The sequence below is a fragment of the Brevibacterium renqingii genome, from assembly GCF_017808095.1.
GTDB classification, from domain to species: Bacteria; Actinomycetota; Actinomycetes; order Actinomycetales; family Brevibacteriaceae; genus Brevibacterium; species Brevibacterium renqingii.
On record NZ_JADBHG010000005.1, the window covers coordinates 164,720 to 184,397 of the forward strand.

At 65.3% G+C, this 19,678-nt stretch carries 18 protein-coding genes and 1 pseudogene; 8 read left to right on the plus strand and 11 right to left on the minus strand.

The window, feature by feature from the left end; genetic code table 11:
- Positions 1–306: 306 nt before the first annotated feature.
- From IIE29_RS16890 to IIE29_RS11265, 5 genes and pseudogenes are all read right to left on the minus strand, one after another.
- Positions 307–777 (minus strand): annotated as a pseudogene (locus tag IIE29_RS16890) (lysylphosphatidylglycerol synthase domain-containing protein); the annotation flags it as partial.
- The gene (locus IIE29_RS11250) at positions 774–1,664 is read right to left on the minus strand and encodes a class I SAM-dependent methyltransferase (protein WP_209325344.1); all 891 of its coding nucleotides are present in this window, start codon (positions 1,662–1,664) and stop codon (positions 774–776) included. The pseudogene IIE29_RS16890 and the gene IIE29_RS11250, both read right to left, overlap by 4 nt.
- Positions 1,661–2,716, minus strand: coding sequence for a glycosyltransferase family 4 protein (locus IIE29_RS17165; protein WP_209325345.1), 1,056 nt, complete (start codon positions 2,714–2,716; stop codon positions 1,661–1,663). The genes IIE29_RS11250 and IIE29_RS17165 overlap by 4 nt, the downstream gene beginning before the upstream one ends.
- Positions 2,713–3,096, minus strand: coding sequence for a 6-pyruvoyl trahydropterin synthase family protein (locus IIE29_RS11260; RefSeq protein ID WP_209325346.1), 384 nt, complete (start codon positions 3,094–3,096; stop codon positions 2,713–2,715). The genes IIE29_RS17165 and IIE29_RS11260 overlap by 4 nt, the downstream gene beginning before the upstream one ends.
- A 57-nt stretch (positions 3,097–3,153) precedes the next feature.
- Positions 3,154–4,215: a zinc-dependent alcohol dehydrogenase gene (locus IIE29_RS11265; protein ID WP_209325347.1), complete on the minus strand. Its 1,062-nt coding sequence runs from the start codon at positions 4,213–4,215 to the stop codon at positions 3,154–3,156.
- Positions 4,216–4,354: 139 nt separating this feature from the next.
- On the opposite strand from IIE29_RS11265, the gene IIE29_RS11270 reads away from it, so the two are divergent.
- Positions 4,355–5,146 carry a fructosamine kinase family protein gene (locus IIE29_RS11270; protein WP_209325348.1) on the plus strand — a complete coding sequence of 264 codons (792 nt, stop codon included), beginning with the start codon at positions 4,355–4,357 and terminating at the stop codon, positions 5,144–5,146.
- A gap of 19 nt (positions 5,147–5,165) precedes the next feature.
- On the opposite strand, the gene IIE29_RS11275 is transcribed toward IIE29_RS11270, so the two are convergent.
- The gene (locus tag IIE29_RS11275; RefSeq protein ID WP_209325349.1) at positions 5,166–5,936 is read right to left on the minus strand and encodes a DUF4352 domain-containing protein; all 771 of its coding nucleotides are present in this window, start codon (positions 5,934–5,936) and stop codon (positions 5,166–5,168) included.
- Between the two features lie 159 nt (positions 5,937–6,095).
- On the opposite strand from IIE29_RS11275, the gene IIE29_RS11280 reads away from it, so the two are divergent.
- The 3 genes from IIE29_RS11280 (at position 6,096) to IIE29_RS11290 (ending at position 9,100) form a co-directional block, all read left to right on the plus strand.
- Complete coding sequence (locus IIE29_RS11280; protein ID WP_343071881.1) at positions 6,096–7,571, plus strand: sensor histidine kinase; 1,476 nt, start codon at positions 6,096–6,098, stop codon at positions 7,569–7,571.
- 60 nt (positions 7,572–7,631) lie between these two features.
- Positions 7,632–8,297, plus strand: coding sequence for a response regulator (locus IIE29_RS11285; protein WP_209325350.1), 666 nt, complete (start codon positions 7,632–7,634; stop codon positions 8,295–8,297).
- Positions 8,298–8,365: 68 nt separating this feature from the next.
- Entirely contained in the window at positions 8,366–9,100 is a 735-nt protein-coding gene (locus IIE29_RS11290; RefSeq protein ID WP_216629726.1) for a phosphatase PAP2 family protein, read from the plus strand.
- Positions 9,101–9,111: 11 nt separating this feature from the next.
- Here the strand turns inward: IIE29_RS11290 and IIE29_RS11295 are convergent, their stop codons facing one another.
- From IIE29_RS11295 to IIE29_RS11305, 3 genes are all read right to left on the minus strand, one after another.
- Positions 9,112–10,965: an acyl-CoA dehydrogenase gene (locus IIE29_RS11295; RefSeq protein WP_343071882.1), complete on the minus strand. Its 1,854-nt coding sequence runs from the start codon at positions 10,963–10,965 to the stop codon at positions 9,112–9,114.
- An 87-nt stretch (positions 10,966–11,052) separates the two neighbouring features.
- A complete protein-coding gene (locus IIE29_RS11300; protein ID WP_209325352.1) occupies positions 11,053–11,811 on the minus strand; it encodes an SDR family NAD(P)-dependent oxidoreductase in 759 nt (252 codons plus the stop codon).
- 64 nt (positions 11,812–11,875) lie between these two features.
- Positions 11,876–12,877 (minus strand): acetamidase/formamidase family protein, encoded by a 1,002-nt coding sequence (locus IIE29_RS11305; RefSeq protein WP_209325353.1) that lies wholly within the window; start codon positions 12,875–12,877, stop codon positions 11,876–11,878.
- A 231-nt stretch (positions 12,878–13,108) separates the two neighbouring features.
- Between IIE29_RS11305 and IIE29_RS11310 the strand changes: the two genes are divergently transcribed.
- From IIE29_RS11310 to rraA, 4 genes are all read left to right on the plus strand, one after another.
- Entirely contained in the window at positions 13,109–14,452 is a 1,344-nt protein-coding gene (locus IIE29_RS11310) for a dicarboxylate/amino acid:cation symporter (RefSeq protein ID WP_209325354.1), read from the plus strand.
- 230 nt (positions 14,453–14,682) lie between these two features.
- Positions 14,683–15,150 (plus strand): hypothetical protein, encoded by a 468-nt coding sequence (locus IIE29_RS11315; protein ID WP_209325355.1) that lies wholly within the window; start codon positions 14,683–14,685, stop codon positions 15,148–15,150.
- Between the two features lie 46 nt (positions 15,151–15,196).
- Entirely contained in the window at positions 15,197–16,219 is a 1,023-nt protein-coding gene (locus IIE29_RS11320; protein ID WP_209325356.1) for a D-cysteine desulfhydrase family protein, read from the plus strand.
- Positions 16,220–16,258: 39 nt separating this feature from the next.
- The gene (gene rraA, locus IIE29_RS11325; RefSeq protein ID WP_209325357.1) at positions 16,259–16,726 is read left to right on the plus strand and encodes a ribonuclease E activity regulator RraA; all 468 of its coding nucleotides are present in this window, start codon (positions 16,259–16,261) and stop codon (positions 16,724–16,726) included.
- Between the two features lie 55 nt (positions 16,727–16,781).
- On the opposite strand, the gene IIE29_RS11330 is transcribed toward rraA, so the two are convergent.
- Positions 16,782–17,294 (minus strand): hypothetical protein, encoded by a 513-nt coding sequence (locus tag IIE29_RS11330; RefSeq protein ID WP_209325358.1) that lies wholly within the window; start codon positions 17,292–17,294, stop codon positions 16,782–16,784.
- 189 nt (positions 17,295–17,483) lie between these two features.
- Entirely contained in the window at positions 17,484–19,670 is a 2,187-nt protein-coding gene (locus IIE29_RS11335; protein ID WP_209325359.1) for a heavy metal translocating P-type ATPase, read from the minus strand.
- Between the last annotated feature and the right edge of the window lie 8 nt (positions 19,671–19,678).

A 19,678-nucleotide genomic window follows, 5' to 3' on the forward strand; every position in this document is an offset into this window, starting at 1 on the left:
CGGCAGGGTGGAGAGCATCGCGAGCAGGCCGTAACCGGTCGAGGCCGTCACGGCCGCCTCCATCGACACTGCCGCTCCGGCGGCGACGAGGCTCACGCTCAGCTCCCGCACGCCCCAGCCGCCCACACCGATCGGCAGGCTCATAGCCGCGAGACCGACGACGGCGAGAACGGGAGCAACCGGTCCCCCGAGCGCGACCATGGCAATGAGGAAGAGCGCGAAAAGAGCCGCCATGCCCAGCGCCGAGGACAGCCAGACGATGAGGCTGCGCCGCCATTCCATCCCCCGCATCCCGAGCAGTGAGATGACCAGAGTCGTCACGGACACCGCCACGGCTGCGAGCGCCGCCCGGGTCGACACTGCGATGAGGCTGAGGGAGGCAGCGGCGAAGAGCAGGGTCGTCGCACTCAGGCGCTCGGCACCGACGGCGGTGAGCGGCGAGAGCCACTTCTTCGCTCCCGTATGCCGGTAGACGGCCACGCGTGCGAGGTCGCCGCCGAGTCCGCCGGGCAGGACCATATTCAGCAGACTCGAGGAATAGCAGTCGGCGAGTGCGCGCGACCAGGCGATGTGCGTGCCTTTGAGCGCCAGCAGCAGCTTCCACCGCAGCGCCTGAGCACCGGTCATGATGAATCCGCAGACCAGGGAGGCCAGGATCGTCCAGACATTGAGCACCTCCCATCCGTGGAGAAGCGCCTGGGCGCCGACGAGGCGGACCGTCAGTGCCAGCAGCACGACGGTGAGGAGGAGGGCGAGGAGCCTCTTCGCCCAGGTCATCGCCGTGAGGTTCTGCTCGCGTCGATGAGCACGTCGCGGTGGCCGACTGTGACATCGAGCCGCGCGTCCAGCTGTCGGAGGCGATCGGCGCACCACTGTTTGCCGGTCTCGGCCAGCTCCGGGTCTTCGTCGACGGCGGCCTCGATGCGTTCGGTGAGGAACCGAGCGAGGAATTCGCGGTCCTCGGGTGCCTGCAGTCTCCACGGGCTCGACCCGCTCATGACCTCGGCGCCGCGCGCCCGCGCCAGGGCCATGAGCTCGTCGGGCGCGTCACAGCCGAGGCGGCCGACGCGATGCTGGTGGGCGGTGAAGGCCGCGTCGAGCAGGGCATCGTGCTGGTGGGCGGGGTCGAGGGACCAGCCGCCGGTGATGCTGAGGAGGAAGAGACCGATTCCGGCGAGTTCGTCGAGCGTGCGCACGATTGCGTCCAGATCCGCCGAGGTGAGCACGTCGAGCAGAGCGCTGCACGTGAGAAGCAGATCCGGTCGCTTCTGTCGCACGGGCTCTGCGGCGGCTCCGGCTCGGTCCGCTGCCGTGCGGGGAAGATCGACGGTGAGGAGGCCGCGAGCGATGTCGGGAAGCGCCGAGATCGGTCCGCAGACGGTGCGGGCCTGCGGCAGCGATCGTCCGGCGAGGTCGAGTGATGCTCGGTCGGCGTCGAAGAGGACCCACGTGAGCTCGCGGCCGGGCAGACGTTCGCGCAGCCGGACGTCGAACCAGCGGGCCGAGTTGCCCGTGCCCGCGCCGATATCGATGACGAGCAGCGGTTTGTCGTCCTCGGGACCGAGGGCCGCGACGGCGCGGTCGAGCAGCGGCAGCGACTGCTGTCTGGCCGCATCGTCGACGGTCAGCCGCAGGTCGAGCCAGTCGGGTTCGGCAGCAGTCATCGTCGGTGTCCTGCGAGCGCACCGAAGACGTCCGCCGCTGTCTGATCCCAGCCGCGTACGGCTTCTTCCCTGCGCTGCTGCGCCTCTGCGCGCAGCTGCACCCTGAAGTGCTCATCGTCCATCCAGCGTCGCAGAGCCCGAGCCCATGACTCGCGATCGGCAGGCAGGCTGAGGCCCGACCGGAGAGGTTCTTCGGCCCCGGTGCCGGAGGTGACGAAGGAGGGGATCCCGGCGGCCGCGGCTTCGGCGACGACCATCCCGTAGGCTTCCGAGCGGGAAGGCAGGAGCAGAAGGTCCGCGCTTCCGTAGAGTGCGTCGAGCTCGTCCTCGGCGAGTTCGCCGACGACCTCGGCTCTGCCTTCGGGGAGGTCTGCACAGGCTGTGCGCAGACGATGCGCATAGTCGGCCTCGACGATCGGTCCGGCGAAGGTGCAGTGCCAGGAGGTGAGCCTTCCTCGGTCATCTCGACCGCGCTCGTCAGCGATGATGGCCCGAAGTGCCTCGGTGATGAGCAGCTGCCGCTTGTTCTCCGTGACCGCCCCGATGCAGATGAAGTGTCCTCCCCCGCTTCCGGTCGCCTGGGCTCGCGCGGGATTGCCCGGTGGGGCCGCCTCGGCGTGGATTCCGTATCGGGAGGACAGCATTTCGGCAGTGAACCGGCTCGTCGTGATCACGCCCGCAGCCGACATCAGCGCGCGTCGTTCCTTCTCGAGCGCGGCAGACCACCGGCTTTGCGAGGCGGTGCCGGTCTGTGCGGCATCGTCGGCGGCCAGGGAATGGACGAGCACATGCACGCCCGCAGCCACACCTCGCCCGGGCGGTCTCGTCAGGTCGGGCAGGCCGGTCGCGATGAGTCCGTCGAGGAGGACGGGGCCGGGGGCGGCCTCGATGAGCGCGGCCACCGCAGAGGCCTCTGCTCGGCCGGGGCGGTCCCAGCAACCGGGCACAGTGTGGCGGACGATCGCGGCTTCGGCCGCCTCGGCGAGGGCCCGGTTGTAGGCCAGTCCCCCGCTGATGCGCCCGAGTTCGGGTTCGATGAGGTGGACCCTCACGGACGTCCCGGAACGGTGTAGGCGATGGAGGCGCGCGGGTTCTCGCGCAGGTCGAGCCGGATGCCGACGTCCGGTCGGTCGGCCAGGGCGTCGGAGAGCCGGTGGCCGATGTACTCGGCGACGGCTTCGGTGGTGCTCAGGCGTCCGCGGAAATCCGGATGCTCATCGAGGTTGGCATAGCGCAGCGGTTCGAGTGCCGCGTCGAGGAGGCTCATCGCCTCACCGATATCGAGGACGACCGAATGCTCATTGAGATCCGCACGGCTGAAGGTCGCCTCGACGGCGAGGGTCGCTCCGTGCATCGCCTGCGCCGGTCCGAAGAATTCGTGCGGCAGACTGTGGGCGATCATCACGTGGTCGTTGACGGTCAGACTGAACATCGTCTCCTCCTCAGGTCTCGGGGCCGCGGATATGGTCCGACCCCGGTTGTCGGCTGGTCATCGGCGCGTGGGGCCGCTCGCGTTCTCGGTGACTTCCCCGGCCTGGACCGCGCCGGGATCCGCGCCCTCATCGGCCCGAGAGTAGTCGATGACGTGGCACAGGGTCTCGGCCGCAAGCTCTCCGCCTGAGCAGAGTGCCTCCATCAGACTCGGCAGCTCGCACCACGAAGAGGAACCGGTGAGCAGCGCATCGAAGCGATCGTCTTCGAGTGCCCTGAATGCCGCCTGCATCCTCTGCCTCCGAGTGCGCCGCGCCCGATGCCCGGCGGCGACCTCGCCGACCTGGGAGGCGATGATGCTGAGGCGACGAGCATGGAAGTCGGCTCCCAACGGCACGGTGGGGCTGTCGTCTCCGTACCAGGACGCTTCGACCAGCGTGGCGTCGTCACCGGTGATCTCGAGCCCCCGTGCCAGACCGTTCTGGTGGCCGGAGGTGTGGATGACGACGTCGCAGTCGCCCGCGGCTTCTTCCGGGGCCACGGCAACGAGTCCGAGGGCACTGAGCTGCGCGCGACGGCTGGGGCTGCTGTCGACGACTTCAAGACGGTCGAGCGGCATGCGGGAAGCCAGCAGCGCCGTGGAGGCGCCGATCATTCCGGCGCCGACGATCGCGACGCGGTCGGCGATGCGCGGGGGGTGCTGCCAGAGTATGTTGATCCCGGTCTCGACGGCTCCGGCCAACAGTGCCCGATGGTCGCCGATTCCGTCGGGGACGGCGTGGATGTCATCGACTGGCACGACGTGATGGCTGTGGTGGGGCAGGAGACCGAAGACCCTGCGCCCGATCCACTCGGCGGGACCTTCGTCGACGATCCCGACGGCGAGATAGCCGTAGGAGACGGGGAACGGAAACTCGCCGAGCTGGTGGGGTGCGCGCATCAGTCCTGCGATCCGGGCGGGGATCCCTCCGGTGTGCACGAGCGTCTCGGTGCCCTTCGACACCGCCGAGGCAGTCGTGCGGATCCGCACTTCCTCCCCTGACCGCGGATCCGCATGCGGGGTCGGCACCTCGCGCCAGCCCCCTTGCCGGGCGGCTTCGGTCCAGTACTGCCAAGCCATACTGCGATCCTACAGGTGGTGCCCCGATCAGTGGGGACCGAAAAGGCCGCTACCGTGATCGGCCGTGTGCTCCCACCGGCTGACTTCGACGTCTGGATCGGCCCCTGACCTCTGACCATCGGCCCGCTACCCTGAGGGCATGACCTCATATTTCCTCAAACAGCGTGAAGCCGTGCCGACGGGTTTCTTCGCGGCCGAGGCCGCAGGTCTGCGATGGCTGGCCGAACCGGGAGCTGTTCCCGTCGTCGAAGTCGTCGACGAGGGCGAGGACTTCCTGCAGCTCGAACGACTCGAGGAGACCGGTCCCCACGCCGCGGCGGCCATCGACTTCGGGCGCAGGCTGGCACGTCTGCACGATGCCGGAGCTGCCGGATTCGGCTTTTCGCCGGCCGCACCGGCATTCTTCGGCCCTCTCGACTCCCCGTTCGAGGTGTCGACGGAGTCGGTGACCTCCTTCTCCGAATTCTGGGCCTCGCAGCGCCTGACACCGCTCCTCTCCTCCGTCGAGGGAGCCCTGACAGGTGAGGAGAGGGCCACTGTCGCCTCGGCGGTGGAGGCGATCTCTGCGGGCCGGTTCGATGGAATCGGAGGAGAGGGCACCGAGGCTCCGGCTCGCGTCCACGGTGACCTGTGGGCGGGGAACCTCATGTGGACGTCCGGCGGGTGCACCCTCATCGATCCAGCGGCCCATGGTGGTCACCGGCTGGAGGATCTCGCCCTGCTCGCCCTCTTCGGCACCCCGTTCCTCGAAGAGATCTTCTCCGGCTATGAGCAGGCCCATCCGATGCCGGAGGACTGGCGACAGGACCTTCCGGCGCACAGCTTCTTCGCCCTGCTCGCCCACGTCCGGATCTTCGGGCGGGGCTTCCTCGGCCAGACCCTGCGGGCTGCACGAACGATCACTGCTCGCGCACAGAGTCTGGACCGATAGCCATGCCCTCCGTACGCATCTACTTCAGCGAGATCTCCACCGGATCGGAGAACAGTCCGCCTGCGAATGTGAGCCGGTTCGGATCGACGTCTTCGGGCACGTCGAAGACGAGGACGCCTTCGGCCGTGTTCCCGGGATTGATCTCCTCGAGGAAGAGGATGTTGTCCTCGGCTGCGTAGATGCCGGCTTCGGAATCCGCCGAGTAGGTATTGCCCTCGTCGTCACCGAGTTTGATGTCGTCCTCGAAGAAGTAGTTCGGATCCGAGCCGGTGTTCTTCACCGACATGGCGACCTGGACGAACTGTCCCTGGGCCTGCGCACCGAGGTATTCGTCGCCGACCTTCGAGACACCGTCCTCGACGGAGTCAACGGTGATCTCCCAACCGTCGGCGGCGACCGTGTCGCCGATGCCGTGTTCCGCCTCTTCGGCCGGCTTGTCTGCGTTCTCCTCCTCAGCAGACCCTTCCGGCTGCTGGCCACCGGCAGAGTTGGACTCCGCCGAATCGGTGGAGGCCTCGTCTCCCCCGCCGCTGACGGCGCCGAAGAAGGCGATGACGACGATGATGACGATCAGCCAGAACCACCAGCGTTTGAGCAGCGGCTTCTTCTGCTTCGGCGGTTTCTGCCCATAGCCGGGATGATTCTGCGGCGGGTAGGGACCGCCGGGGTATCCGGGTGAGGGAGTCTGCTGCTGCGGTGCCCATTGCTGCGGACTCTGAGGATGCTGCTGATGAGGCGGCTGAGGTTGAGGCGGGACCGGAGAGTTCTGCGAGTTCTGCGGGTGGGACATGGCGCTCCTTCGAAACGGCTTCTGACTGACTCCTTCAGCCTCGTCTCGATTCCCCTCCGGCGCGTCCGCCGACGGGCTGGACCCCGACAGCCGATCGGTTGACAGCCACCAGCCGATCGGCGGACGGCACGCGTCAGTGCCCGCGGTTACGATTCTTCTGTGTCAGATCATTCCGTCCCTCCGTCCGCCAGCGGCCGTGAGTCCTCCGCCCCCGGCACCGTCGGTCGCGGTCGTCCCGCCGGCGTCCGCTTCGCACTGTCGCGGAAGATCCCTCGCGGTGTGCGAATCGCGGGAAGCATCCTCATCGGCATGGTGTTGTTCCTCTTCGGGCTCCTCTGCTCGGCGATGGCGCTGACGGCGAATGCCTGGGCGTTCTCCGACGGGGTGCTCAATGACACCGGAATCGTCGCCGTGCTGCTGCTCGTCCCCGTCTGGGGATCGGTGTTCCTGCGTCACAGATGGCCGTGGGTCCCTTTCATCGCCGGGGCTGGGCTCACCATCGCATGGGGTGATGCCCTGCTGCTTCTCATCGCCCTGTTCCACCTCGTCATCCGGGCGCCCAAACGACAGGTGGTCACGGCCTCGGTCGTGGGGACCACCCTCGTCGTCCTGGGCACTGTGCGGATGTGTCTGGCTCCGGCACAGCACAACCCCTTCAGCATCTTCTTCCTGCCGGACCCCGCGCAGGTCACGGGCGTCGAAGCCACGATCCCTCCCGAGGACTCGTTCCTGGCCATCGGAATCATGACGATCGCCGCCTGCGCCATCGGACTCGGCATCAGCCTCGGCGTGGGCGTGCTTCTGCGACGGACCAGGAGGATGCGAGCCGTGGAGTCGCTCGCGCAGCGCGAGTCGCTGCGCAACGAATCGCTCACGGCCGAACTCGCCCGGCAGTCCGAACGCGAACTGCTGGCGCGCGAACTCCACGACACGCTCTCTCACCGCCTGTCGGTGATCTCGCTGCACAGCGGGGCCCTGGAGGTGGGCGCTCAGGCCGACCCCGAGGTTGCTTCGACCGCGTCTGCCCTGCGGCAGGAAGCGCGAGCATCGTTGGAGGATCTGCGCCACCTGGTGGGTGGGGTCAGAGACGGCAATCTCGCAGACCTGCGCCCGGGACACGGACAGCCCGCGCCGCCGAACAGCGCGTCGATGCGCTCGATTCCGCAGCTCATCGCCTCCGTTCAGTCCACCGGAACGATCATCCGTCCCTCGATCATCATCCAGGACGTCGACACGTGCCCACCGGCTCTCGACCGCGCGGTCTACCGCATCGTCCAAGAGGCGCTGACCAATTCGATGAAGCATGCGCCGAACTCACCCGTGACCGTGGACGTCAACGTCTCAGCGGCGGGCGGGGCACGGATCTCGGTAGCGAACCCGTTGGCCCAGGAGCGCAGATTCCCGGATGCACCGCCTCGCCCCCAGTTCGCCCCTGACTCGGCTGCCCGCCGCACCTCGGGCGCTGCCGCGCCGGTTCCCGAACCGGCGACGGACTTGGCCTCCACCGGTACGGGCTCCGGGCTGGAGGGGATCCGCGAACGGACCGACATGTTCGGAGGGCACGCCTCGTTCGGAGTGCGAGGCGAGGAGTTCCTCGTAGAAGCGGAGTTCCCGCCGTTCGCCGCGGAAGCCTGACCCGAAGGCCGCCCGAGTCCCCGCCGAACCGTGTCATCGCCCTCGGGTAATGTGACGCTCATGAACCAAGCCGTCCCGATCCGCGTCATCGTCGTCGACGACGATCCCATGGTCATCACCGGAATCAAGGGAATTCTGCAGGCCGCAGAAGACATCGACGTGGTCGCTTCGGCAGCCAGCGGCGAAGAAGCCATTGAGAAAGTCGCGCTGCACTACCCCGACGTCGTGCTGATGGACATTCGGATGCCCGGGATCGGTGGGATCGAAGCGATCGAGCGTCTCCTCAACAGCGTGCGAGCACCGAAGGTGGTGGCTCTGACGAGCATGGACAGCGACGATCACCTCTTCCGCGCACTCGAGGCCGGAGCCGCCGGCTACCTGCTCAAGGACATCGGCCCGGTGGAGCTCGCCGTCGCGGTCCGGAAGGCCCAGGCAGGAGAGCCCATTCTGGCGCCGCAGTCCATGCGGCGCATGATCGCCAAGGTCACTTCGAATCCCGACCATCGTCTGCAGCGCGAGGCCGAGGCTCTGCTCGCCGAACTCACCGATCGAGAGATGGAGATCGCCGAACTCGTCGCCGAGGGGCTGTCGAATCAGGAGATCGCCGCGGCCACGTTCATGAGCCAGGCCACCGTGAAGACGCATCTCAACCGGATCAACATCAAACTCGATACGAACAATCGTGTGCGTGTCGCCACCACAGTGGTGCGCGCTCGGAAGTTCTGACCAGAATTCATCGTTTCTTTATCACCCACGGCAGAAGTGATTCCTCACTCCGTCTAAAATCAGCAGTGATGGTTGCTGAGTCTTATGTCGAATCCGAGAATATAATCGGCAGCCCCTCAGATCGTAGTCCCTGGACGGCTCGAGCAAAGGGGCTGCTGTCCCAGGCAACCTCATTCTGGGCCCTGGCGCTCGCTTTCATCGCGGTGACCGTGATTGCGGCGGGCCCTCTGCGTGTCTGGGACTATAAGCTCAACCGACGCTGGCTCTACCTCGCCGATCCCGATCTCGTCTGGTTCGCTCAGCACATCCTCGATCCCATCGCCGGACAGGCCGTCTGCTTGCCCGTACTGGCGATCACAGCGATCACCCTGGCCTACCGAAGGCGCTCTTGGCGCCCGGTCGCATTCGCCCTGGGCACCGAGGCCGCGTTCTTCCTCGGTGTCGGTTCGCTGAAGATTCTGCTCGCCCGACCGGCGACCACTCTGCACGATCCGAGGTTCTTCCAGGGCGGCCTGCTCGAACTCGGTGACCGCGGAATCAGCTATCCGTCCGGCCACGCCGCCGAATCCGTGCTCATCTACGGCGCGGTCGCCTATCTCATCGCGACCTACAGCAGTGCGTCCACCAGGACGGTGCGGCTTCTGTGGTGGGCAGTGGCCGCGATCGGCGTGAACTCCGTGGTGGTGTCATTCCTCCTCGGTTGGCATTGGGCAACCGACCTCATCGGCGGCCTCCTGGCCGGCGGTCTGTTCCTGCGGATCCTCATGACGGTCGACCGACGGCTGTCGGCCCCGCCCTTCTGAGGCTGCGTTCGTCACAGGCTCGCGTCATCGAGATCAGCGAACGTCGTCGACCTGCTCTCGACGAGGTCGAACCACGGACCGGTCTGCGGCAGCTCATGAGTGAAGAAATAGCGCGCGGCCGCAATCTTCCCGCGCAGAAACGCCGAGTCACCGCGGACGCTGGCAGTCTCCTCTGCGGCCCTGCCCTGCTGCAGCCACAGCCACGCCACCACAGTATGTCCGACCGCTTCTAAGTAGGTCCACGCATTCTCGAGGGCACGGGCCGGGTCCTTGTCGGCCCATACTGCGGCGGTGACGGACTCGATGCGGTCGGCGGCGGAACCGAGCGCCGCGCATTCTGCGCTCCATTCGGGGTCGTCGGCCGCCTCGGCGAGGGTCGTTCGCATCTGTTCGAGCAGAACCGACAGTCCCGCCCCCTCGGACATGATGGCCTTGCGGCCGAGCAGGTCCTTGGCCTGGATGCCGTGCGTGCCTTCATGGATCGGGTTGAGCCTGTTGTCCCGATAGAGCTGCTCGACATCGTGGTCACGGGTGTATCCCGCCCCGCCGAGCACCTGGATGGCGTGGTCATTGGCCTTCAGGCACCATACGCTCGGCCAGGTCTTGACGATCGGAGTGAGCACGTCGAGCAGCAGCGCCGCCCGCTCACGCTCGGACTGCGATCCGCCCGTTTCGGCCTCGTCGAGGAGACGCGCCGCATAGAGGATGAGACCGAGACCGCCCTCGACGTAGCTCTTCGACGACAGCAGCATGCGCCGAACGTCTGCGTGCTCGACGATCGGGATCTGGCCGGAGTCCGCACCCCTGGCACCGTCGGGGCGGCCCTGGCGACGGTCGCGGGCATAGCGGAGGGCGTCGAGGTATCCGTGGTATCCGATGGCCACGGCTCCCGCGCCGACTCCGATGCGTGCTTCATTCATCATGTGGAACATGCAGGCCAGACCTTGGCCCTGCTCCCCGACGAGGTGGCCGATCGCGCCGGCGGAGCCTGCCGGCCGGTGGGCACCTTCACCGAACGACAACAGGGTGTTCGTTGTCCCGCGCCATCCCATCTTGTGGTTGAGCCCCGACAGGACGACGTCGTTGCGCTCACCGAGGGTGCCATCGTCCTCGACGAGATGTTTCGGAACGAGGAACAGGCTGAGTCCCTTAGTGCCGGGACGGTCGCCCTCGGCACGAGCGAGTACGAGATGGACGATGTTCTCCGACAGTTCGTGGTCGCCGCCCGAGATCCACATCTTCGTACCGTGGAGCCGAAAGGCCCCCTCGCCGGCTTCGGGGTCCGGCACAGCCTTCGTCGTGACATCGCCCAAAGAGGAACCGACCTCGGGTTCGGACAGGCACATGGTGCCGAAGAAGCGTCCGTCGAGTTCGGGCAGGACGTAAGTCTCGACCTGTTCCGGGGTTCCGTACTCGAGCAGCAGATTGGCGTTGGCCATGGTCAGCATCGGGTAGCTGGCGGTGGCGATATTGGCCGCCTGGAACCACGCGAAGCAGGCCTTCGCCACCGTCTGCGGCAGCTGGATCCCGCCGACGCTCTCATCCATCGTCGCCGACAGCAGTCCGACTTCTGCGAACTGGTCGAGCGCGGTCTTGATCTCCGGGATGACGGTGACCGTCGTACCGTCGAAGGTCGGTTCGTTGAGATCTGATTTCCTGGAGTGCGGTGCGAACTGTTCCTTGGCCAGCTGCTCGCTCGCCGAGAGCACCGAGTCGAAGACCTCACGCGAGTGGCTCGAGAAGCGCTGCCTGCGGCAGAGTTCGTCGACCTTCAGCCAGTCGTAGAGAAGGAAGTCGATGTCCCTGGCGGAGAGGAGGGATTCCGTTGCCTGCACGGCGCCTTTGCCTGTGTTCTGATCAGTCACAGCTCTCAGTCTAAGCTAATCGTTCGTTAAGTAAAGGGTCTACGGCGGAGGATCATCCCTTCGATCAGGGAACCTCTCTTCTTCTGCTCAGAACTGAATTCCGCGTGTCAGCGCTCCGTCAATGAGTAGATTTGCCCCCGAGGTACGGCTGGACCGCGGACTCGACAGGAATACGACGCTAGCAGCCGTCTCTTCGGGTGTGCCCATTCGACCGCTCGGATTGAGTCCGAGCGCATAGTCGAACAGTTCAGGATCGTCTGCCTCGATCCCTGGCCAGACTCCTCCCTCATGATACGTATTGCCGGGTGAGACGGTGTTGATCCGCACTCCGCTCCCTGCCAGTTGCAGCGCAAGACCGGCCATGTAGCCGATGATCGCAGTCTTCATCGTTCCGTAGGGTCCAGACGCGAAGTCCGCCTCTCTGCCGGAGACACTCGAGATGGCAATCAGCGATGCCACATCGCTTTCCTTCAGATACGGGATCACCGCTTTGGACAGATTGACCGTGCCCATCAGATCAACATTGAAAGATTGGTACCAGTTCGCTTCGGTGTCGGGAATCGCGAGCGCACTGACACTGCTGACGACCATGTCGATTCCGCCGAACTCTTCGGCGGTGGCCAGGACCCAGTCACTCAACGCGACACTGTCACTGACATCGAAAGCAGTTCCGATCGCTCTTCCCTGAGACGCGAACTCCATTTCGGCATCGACTACCGCCTGAGCGCTGCGAGCGCAGAAGGCCACGTCGGCCCCTTCTGCCAAGAATGATTCGACGATGGCACGGCCTATACCCCTTGTCCCGCCGGTGACCATTGCGGTCTTGCCGCCGATCTTCAGATCCACTGTTCCTCTTCCCCCTTGCTCATCGCGACTCGAGTCACCCGACCGCGAGAATCGCGCTCTTCGTCTATAGAAGTTCCCGTGCACGCTGACGCAGGTCTGCGTGAAGCCCGTTGAATGCGCTCCTTACCGGAAGCAGTGACTTCGCAACTTTCGTCACGACGCTGTAGTTCGTATCGACCACGTTGGCGACTGGAACCAGAGAGATCTGAGTCAGCAGCTGGTAAGCATCCATGATCTCAAGATCGAAGAGCTCGGCGAGCCAGCGGATCATCTGCACCTGAGAGATCCTCCATGAGTCTTCCATCGGTCGTGAAGAACCCACGACCATCCAGTGTTCGTCACTTTCCAGCCGCGGCCACAGAGGGCCGCTTCCCTTGACGAGATCGACGATGATCGTCGAGTTCATGGCCCCTTCGACTGCGGTGCCGCACGCTTCGCCTTCTCCTTGCCGGTAGTGTCCATCTCCGATGGAGAACAGGGCCCCTTCGACGTTCACCCCGAAGAATGCGGTGGTGCCGGCCCTCATCTCCGGGGTGTCCATGTTCCCGCCGAAGCGCTCAGGTGTAAGAGAGGAGTGGACTTCCCCGCCTGCGGGTGCGACTCCGACCGTGCCCAGCATAGGCTCGACCGGCAAGGCAAGTTCGAAATCACCAGCCCGATTCTGAAAGCCCACGGTCTGCGCTTCTGAGTCGAGTTCATAGATCCAAGCGGCTTCGGGCAATGCTTCATGAAGAAGGCTTGTGCGATCCGTTGCCGTCAGTCCGCCGAACAGCGGAATCGTCGCAGATGCGCCCCACCGGCGAGCGGGAGTGAGATCAACGATGTGGATCGCCAATGTGTCCCCGGGCTCGGCGCCATTGACATAGAACGGACCAGTCTGCGGATTCAGCCGATGAGGGTCCAGTTTCGAGCTGGGCACGTCCGACCGTGAGGTTATTGCATTGTTGAACGCATCTTCGGACCACAGTTTCAAAACGGTTCCGGGCTGGATCGTCGCCGCGGGGGCCACCCCACCGAAGGTGTAGACGAACTCATCGGGCCTGGGGACGAAGTCGATGATCTCCATATCTCATGGTATGTGATGCAGGACACAGAACCAATAGGGAGACTACGGTCGCCGCGGCGCTGACGGACGGCGGCCGGTCAGGGCTCTTTCCAAGTCGCCTGCGGTCGCCATTAAGATCTCTACAGCCAGGAACTTTCGATCGGAATCTGCATTGACCCTGCCCGTACCAATGAGGGAGAAGGTGGAGCAGAACTCCGTCTGGCACCACGCACTACGTGAAAGGCAGACTCTATGCCCTCCCCAGCCGATTCCGACACAGCGGACTCCACGCCCCAGGATCAGCCGACCTCGAAGGCCGTCCGCATCCTGCGCAACTACCGATTCCCGCTCTTCATCCTCGCCGGGGTCGTCATCGGTGCCGTCATCGGGCTCGTCTTCGGCGAACGCGCCACCGTCATCAAGCCATTCGGCACCCTGTTCATCAATATGATGTTCACTCTCGTGGTGCCATTGGTGTTCTTCTCCATCGCCTCGGCTGTCTCCGGCATGTCCTCCGCAGCGCGCCTGGGCAAGATCATGGGCAGCATGCTCGGCGTCTTCGCGGTCACCGGCGTCATCGCCTCCATCGTCATGGTCGCCGCGCTCTGGCTCTTCAACGCCACGGAGGGTGTGCAGGTCGAGATGCAGGAGCCGAAGAACGTCGAGGAGGTCGGCTCCATCGGTGAACAGCTGGTCCAGACCGTCGTCGTCGACGATTTCTCGAAGATCCTGTCGGCCGAGCACATGCTCGCTCTCATCGTGTTCGCAGTCATCGTCGGCTTCGCAACGAGCAGGATCGGGGAGGCCGGCAAGCCCTTCGCACAGTTCCTCTCCTCCGGCACCGAGGTGTTCCTCAAGTTCACCTCGATCATCATGTACTACGCCCCGATCGGCCTCGGCGCCTACTTCGCGGCCCTCATCGGCGATCTCGGCGCCCAACTCGTCGGCGACTACGTCCGCGCCTTCCTCGTCTACTATCCGGTGGCGATCGTCTACTTCATCGTCGCTTTCACGTTCTATGCGTTCTTTGCCGGAGGACGCCGCGGAGTCACCCGCTTCTGGGGCAATGTCCTCGAACCGACGGCGATCTCCCTGGGGACCTCGTCCTCGGTGGCGGCGATCCCGGCGAACCTCCGTGCCGGTGAACGCATCGGAGTGCCTCGAGACATCCGGGAGACGATCGTACCGATCGGAGCGACGATCCACATGGAGGGCTCGAGCCTGTCGGCGATCCTCAAGATCGCGTTCCTCTTCGCCGTCTTCCAACGAGACTTCTTCACGATCGAGAACATCCTCCTGGGCATCGCTGTAGCCCTGCTGGCAGGGATGGTCATGGCCGGAATCCCCTCGGGCGGCTTCATCGGTGAACTCATGATCATCACGCTCTACGGTTTCCCGCCCGCCGCCCTGCCGATCATCCAGATCATCGGCACAGTCATCGACCCCCCGGCGACCACGGTCAACGCCGTAGGCGACCAGTCGAGCTCCATGATGGTCGCGCGCATCCTCGACGGAAAGGACTGGATGGACAAGGAGCAGGAGGGATCCGCAGCCGCAGAACCGGAGACGGACACGGCTCGCGCTGCGAACCGATGATCACGATTTGATTCCTTAGGCTCCTCCGTTCTTGTCACACTTGCGCAGAGATGAGCATGTGAAGACTCAGGCTGCACGGAAATGTTTCGGTCCTGACGCATCACTGCAATGCGGCGTTCTCCCGCCTGAGACCTGTTCCAAGGGAACTTCCAGAATTCGGCAAGCGACGCTCATTCAGACTGACGATACTCGGTGACGTCAACGCCCGTTGTTTTCAAAAGGAGCCTCACATGCCGACCACGACCTCGCACCTGCGTCCTTCCGCTGTTCTCGCCGCAAGCCTCGGGCTGGCCAGCGTCCTGTTGCTGACTGTCTCGACCAATGCCGCACAGGCGACCCCGACAGCCTCTGCCGCACCTGTGACCGATCAACCCGGTTCGTCGTCGTCCGCCCCACAGTCCACCGGGCATCCGACGGAAGCAGCCGAATACGCCGACAGGCTCGTCACCGCTTGGTCACACGGGAACGATCAGGAGGTGAAGGAACGGGCCCATCCGAGCGTCGTCCAGGCTCTGGCCGGTCATGGGACAGCTCATATCAAGCAGTGGCGCAGGATCACGGCCGATGCCGACTCGGAACACACCGCCGCCGTCTACGTGAATCGTGAGACCGGAGACGTGCTGACCCTGAGCGTGGACAACAGGGCTGCCGACCGCGGCTCCGAAGGCGCTGTCGAACGGGTTCGATTCGACAGCTGAGACTGCCCCTGCGGGCGACGGCTGGGCACGAGTAGACTCGGGTTCCATGATCAGCCTTGAGAAGATTCCTCGTCGCAGCTATACCGACGGCTCGACCCCTCTGGAGCCTCTGCCGCGCCTCTCCGCCGAACTCGGAGGGCCGCAGATCTGGATCAAACGGGACGACCGTCTGGGGCTGACTCAGGGCGGCAACAAGACCCGCAAGCTCGAGTTCCTCATCGCCGATGCGCTTGAACAGGGCGCGGATTCGCTCATCACCGTCGGAGGCGTCCAGTCCAATCACTGCCGACTGACTTTGGCGGCCGCGCGGCGTGAGGGGCTCGAATGCCATCTCATCGTCGAGGAGGATCTCGGTCCGGAGGGAACCGGACTCGGTCCTGCCGGTGCCAACCCACCCGAACACACCGGCAATTTCCTGCTCTTCGACCTCCTCGGCGCCGATTCGGTCACCGTCTTCGGCAATGGCAGCGACCTGCTCCGCGAAGCTCAGGCGCTGGCCGACCGGCTGAGGGGTGAAGGCAAGACGCCGTATGTCATCCCCGTCGGAGGTTCGAACGTCATCGGCGCACTCGGGTACGTCGACTGTGCCGACGAACTGCTCAAACAGATCAACGCCGCCGAACTCGACGTCGCAGCTGTCGTCTCCCCCAGCGGGTCGGCGGGCATGCAAGCGGGACTGGTCGTGGGCCTGCACGGAGCAGGCAGCGAGATCCCGGTACTCGGCATCAATGTCAGCCGCTCCCGGTCTGAACAGGAGCCAAAGATCGTCGAACTCGTCGATTCCACTGCCGATTTCCTCGGCCTTCCCCCCGTCCCCCGCGACCACACGGTGGGTCTCGGCGACTACGTCGGAAGCGGCTATGCCCTGCCGACAGAGGGAATGGTCGAAGCCGTGCGTCTCTTCGCCCGCGCCGAGGGAATCCTCCTCGACCCCGTCTACACCGGCAAGGCCGCAGCAGGACTGATCGATCTCATCCGTCAGGGCAGGTTCGGAACTGACGAAACAGTGGTATTCATGCACTCCGGTGGTGTGCCCGGCCTCTACGCACGAGCCCGAGCATTCGACTGACCGATCCGCACTCTCACCAACTCGGCGAAAGGCACAGACATGACGGTATCGACAGCAGATCTCTGGGACGAGCGTGGCGAGGACCTCTACTCGATCGCCCTGGACTTCGGCGACTTCGGAGCCAAGACCTCCTTCTCCGGCCCCGCCCGCACCATTCGCTGTTTCCAGGACAACGCCCTGGTCAAACGGACCCTCAATCAGGCCGGCGACGGTGCCGTGCTCGTCATCGACGGCGACGGGTCGATAGCCACCGCGCTCATGGGCGACATGATCGCTGAGGCGGGAGTGCGCAACGGCTGGGCGGGAGTCGTCATCAACGGTGCCGTCCGCGACCGAGCCGCGCTGGCCGAGATGGACTTCGGAGTCAAAGCACTCGCCAGTAACCCTCGCAAGAGCGCGAAGGAGGGAGCCGGTGAGATCGATGTGATCGTCGAGATCGGCGGTGCGACCATCCGACCCGGTGCCATGGTCTTCGCCGACGCCGACGGGGTCGCGGTCGAGAAGTAGGCACGGCGGTCCGTCAGAACCTCGGCCGCGCTCCGCTGAATCGACAGCAGCGGAGTCAACGGTGGATGGTGTCGAAGTCCTGTTCGGCAGCGCCCCAAACGTCAGCGACGGCGATCCGGTCACCCTCAGTAAGCTTCTCAACAGTCTGCCGGTTGTAGAGGTAAGACCACTCACCGGCTGAGACGTCTCCGGTGACCATGAGCACGTCGAAGTCGAATGTCGCCCGCGACGCCGCCTGGACGATGGCCGCGGTCGCTTCCATGTCTGCGGACCTCTGCTCATCCGAGGCGAAATCGACGTAGAGGCGATCCGCATCGACCTCCTCGTCGTAGTCCGGATTCGACTCGGACTCGAGCCGCACTTCGACCTCGTCCAAATCCTCGGACAGATACTCGGAGAGGTCTTCGGTCGTGTCGAATCCCTGGGCCACGACTTCCAAGGTTTGCGTCGGCGTCGATTCCGCCTCGGGCTCTGTCGCGCTGTCGCTGCACGCGCTGAGCCCGAAGAGCGCAACGATCAGCGCCCCGGCGACCGCGGAGGCAGGGACGGTCTTCGAAACGAACCACATAGGAACCACCCTATCGACGAGTGTCCCCCGATGTCGCATCGCTTCGCCCTCACCTGCTATCGGCCGGGGCGCTTCGGCAAGCCTCACTGAGCGGCGCGACCTCGAACGAGGCGGCGCTCGACCGCTGACCCCGGGCGGCGAGACGGAACCGCCTCACCGCCCGTGACCACATCGCTTCCAGCGCGTCGATCAGCGATCCCTGCTGACGCGGGCGACCGCAGCTTCCGGGCGCAGGTCGAGGCGGCGCAGAAGCTGTGCATTGAGCGCCACGACGATCGTCGAGATCGACATGAGGACAGCACCGACGCTCATCGGCAGGACGAAGCCGATCGGTGCGAGGATGCCCGCTGCCAGCGGCACGGACAGCAGGTTGTATCCGGCCGCCCACCACAGGTTCTGCTTCATCTTCCGGTAGGTCGCGCGCGAGAGCTCGACGACGGACAGGACGGAACGCGGGTCATCGGAGGCGAGGATGACTCCGGCCGAACCGATGGCCACATCGGTGCCGGCGCCGATGGCGATGCCGACATCGGCCTGCGCCAAAGCCGGCGCGTCGTTGACGCCGTCACCGACCATCGCGACCCGCTTGCCCTCGTTCTGCAGTTCGCTCACCTTCGCAGACTTGTCTGCGGGGTGGACACCGGCGAACACGCGATCGATGCCGAGCTCGGAAGCGACCGACTGGGCAACCGCCTCGGCATCACCGGTGATCATGACCACCTGGGCACCCATGGCATGCAGGGCGTCGACGGCGTCTCGGGACTCCGGTCTGATCTCATCGGCCAAACGCAGCGCACCGATGACCTCACCGGCTTCGATCACGTGCAGGATGATGGCACCTTCGCTTCGCCAGTGGTCGGCGGCCGCGACCTCGGAGGCATTGTGCTCCTCGAGCAGCTTCGGCCCACCCACCTCGACGGTGGAGCCGTCGATCTCGGCCTTGACGCCGACCGCAGGCGAGGAGGAGAAGTTCGCCGCCGACGGCACCTCGAGTCCGCGTTCGTCGGCCGCACGGACGATGGCACGGGCCAAGGGGTGTTCGCTGTCGGCCTCGGCCGCGGCGGCCAGGGCGAGCACTTCGTCCTCATCACGCTCGAGTGCCTCGACGCCGGTGACGGTGGGTTCGCCCTTAGTGAGGGTTCCGGTCTTGTCGAAGAGCACGGAATCGACCGTGCGCATCGTTTCGAGTGCGAGACGGTCCTTGATGAGCACTCCTGTGCGGGCGGCACGTTCGGTGGCGATGGAGACCACCAGCGGGATCGCCAGACCCAGGGCATGGGGACAGGCGATGACGAGAACGGTGATCGTGCGCACGACAGCGGAATCCGGCATGCCGAGCAGCGACCAGACGATCGCCGTGATGATCGCCGCGCCGAGCGCGAACCAGAACAGCCATGCCGAGGCCTTGTCAGCGATCCGTTGGGCACGCGAGGACGAGTTCTGCGCATCGGAGACCAGCTTCTGGATCCCGGCCAACGCCGTATCGTCGCCGATGGCCGTGATCTTCAGCCGCAGGCCCGAATCGGTGGCGATGGTTCCTGCAACGACTGAGTCGCCCTCGCTGCGGCGGACTGTCGTCGACTCGCCGGTCACCATGGATTCGTCCATGCTCGCCGATCCGTCGATCACCTGCCCGTCGGCGGGGACCGCGGAGCCGGGCCTGACCAGGACGATGTCGTCGACTTCGAGCTCGTCGGGCGAGACGCTCACCACCTCGCCGTCGACGACCTTCTCCGCCTCATCGGGAAGGAGCGCGGCAAGGCTGTCCAGCGCCGAGGTGGTCTGCGCCAGTGAACGCATCTCCATCCAGTGCCCGGCGAGCATGATCACGACCAGCAGAGCCAGCTCCCACCAGAAGTCGAGCTGGGGGTCCAGCAGGCCGAGCGAGGAGCCCCAGGAGGAGAGGAAGGCGACCGTGATGGCCAAGGCGATGAGCAGCATCATCCCCGGACTGCGGCCCTTGATCTCGTCGAGGCCGCCGGTCAGGAACGGCTTGCCGCCCCAGAAGTACATGACGGTGCCGAGGATCGGCGAGAGCCAGCGCAGGACACCGAGCACACCGGTTTCGGGAACTTCATAGCCGACGAGGTGGCCGAACATCGGGCTGAAGGCGACGACCGGGATAGCGATGATGAGCATGATCCAGAACAGACGCCGGAACTGCGCGACATGGTCACCATGGCCGCCGTGTCCCCCATGCCCTGCGTGGCCCTCATGGCCGCCGTGACCCTCGTGGCTTCCGTGGCCGCCGTGCTCGTGCGCGACCGCGGCGCCGGAACGATCACTGCCGTGGTGGTCTGTGTGGCCTTCGTGCCCGGCATGTGCCGAGTGGTCAAGCCCCACACTGTGCTGCTGATGATTCTGCTGATTGCTCATACCCTCAA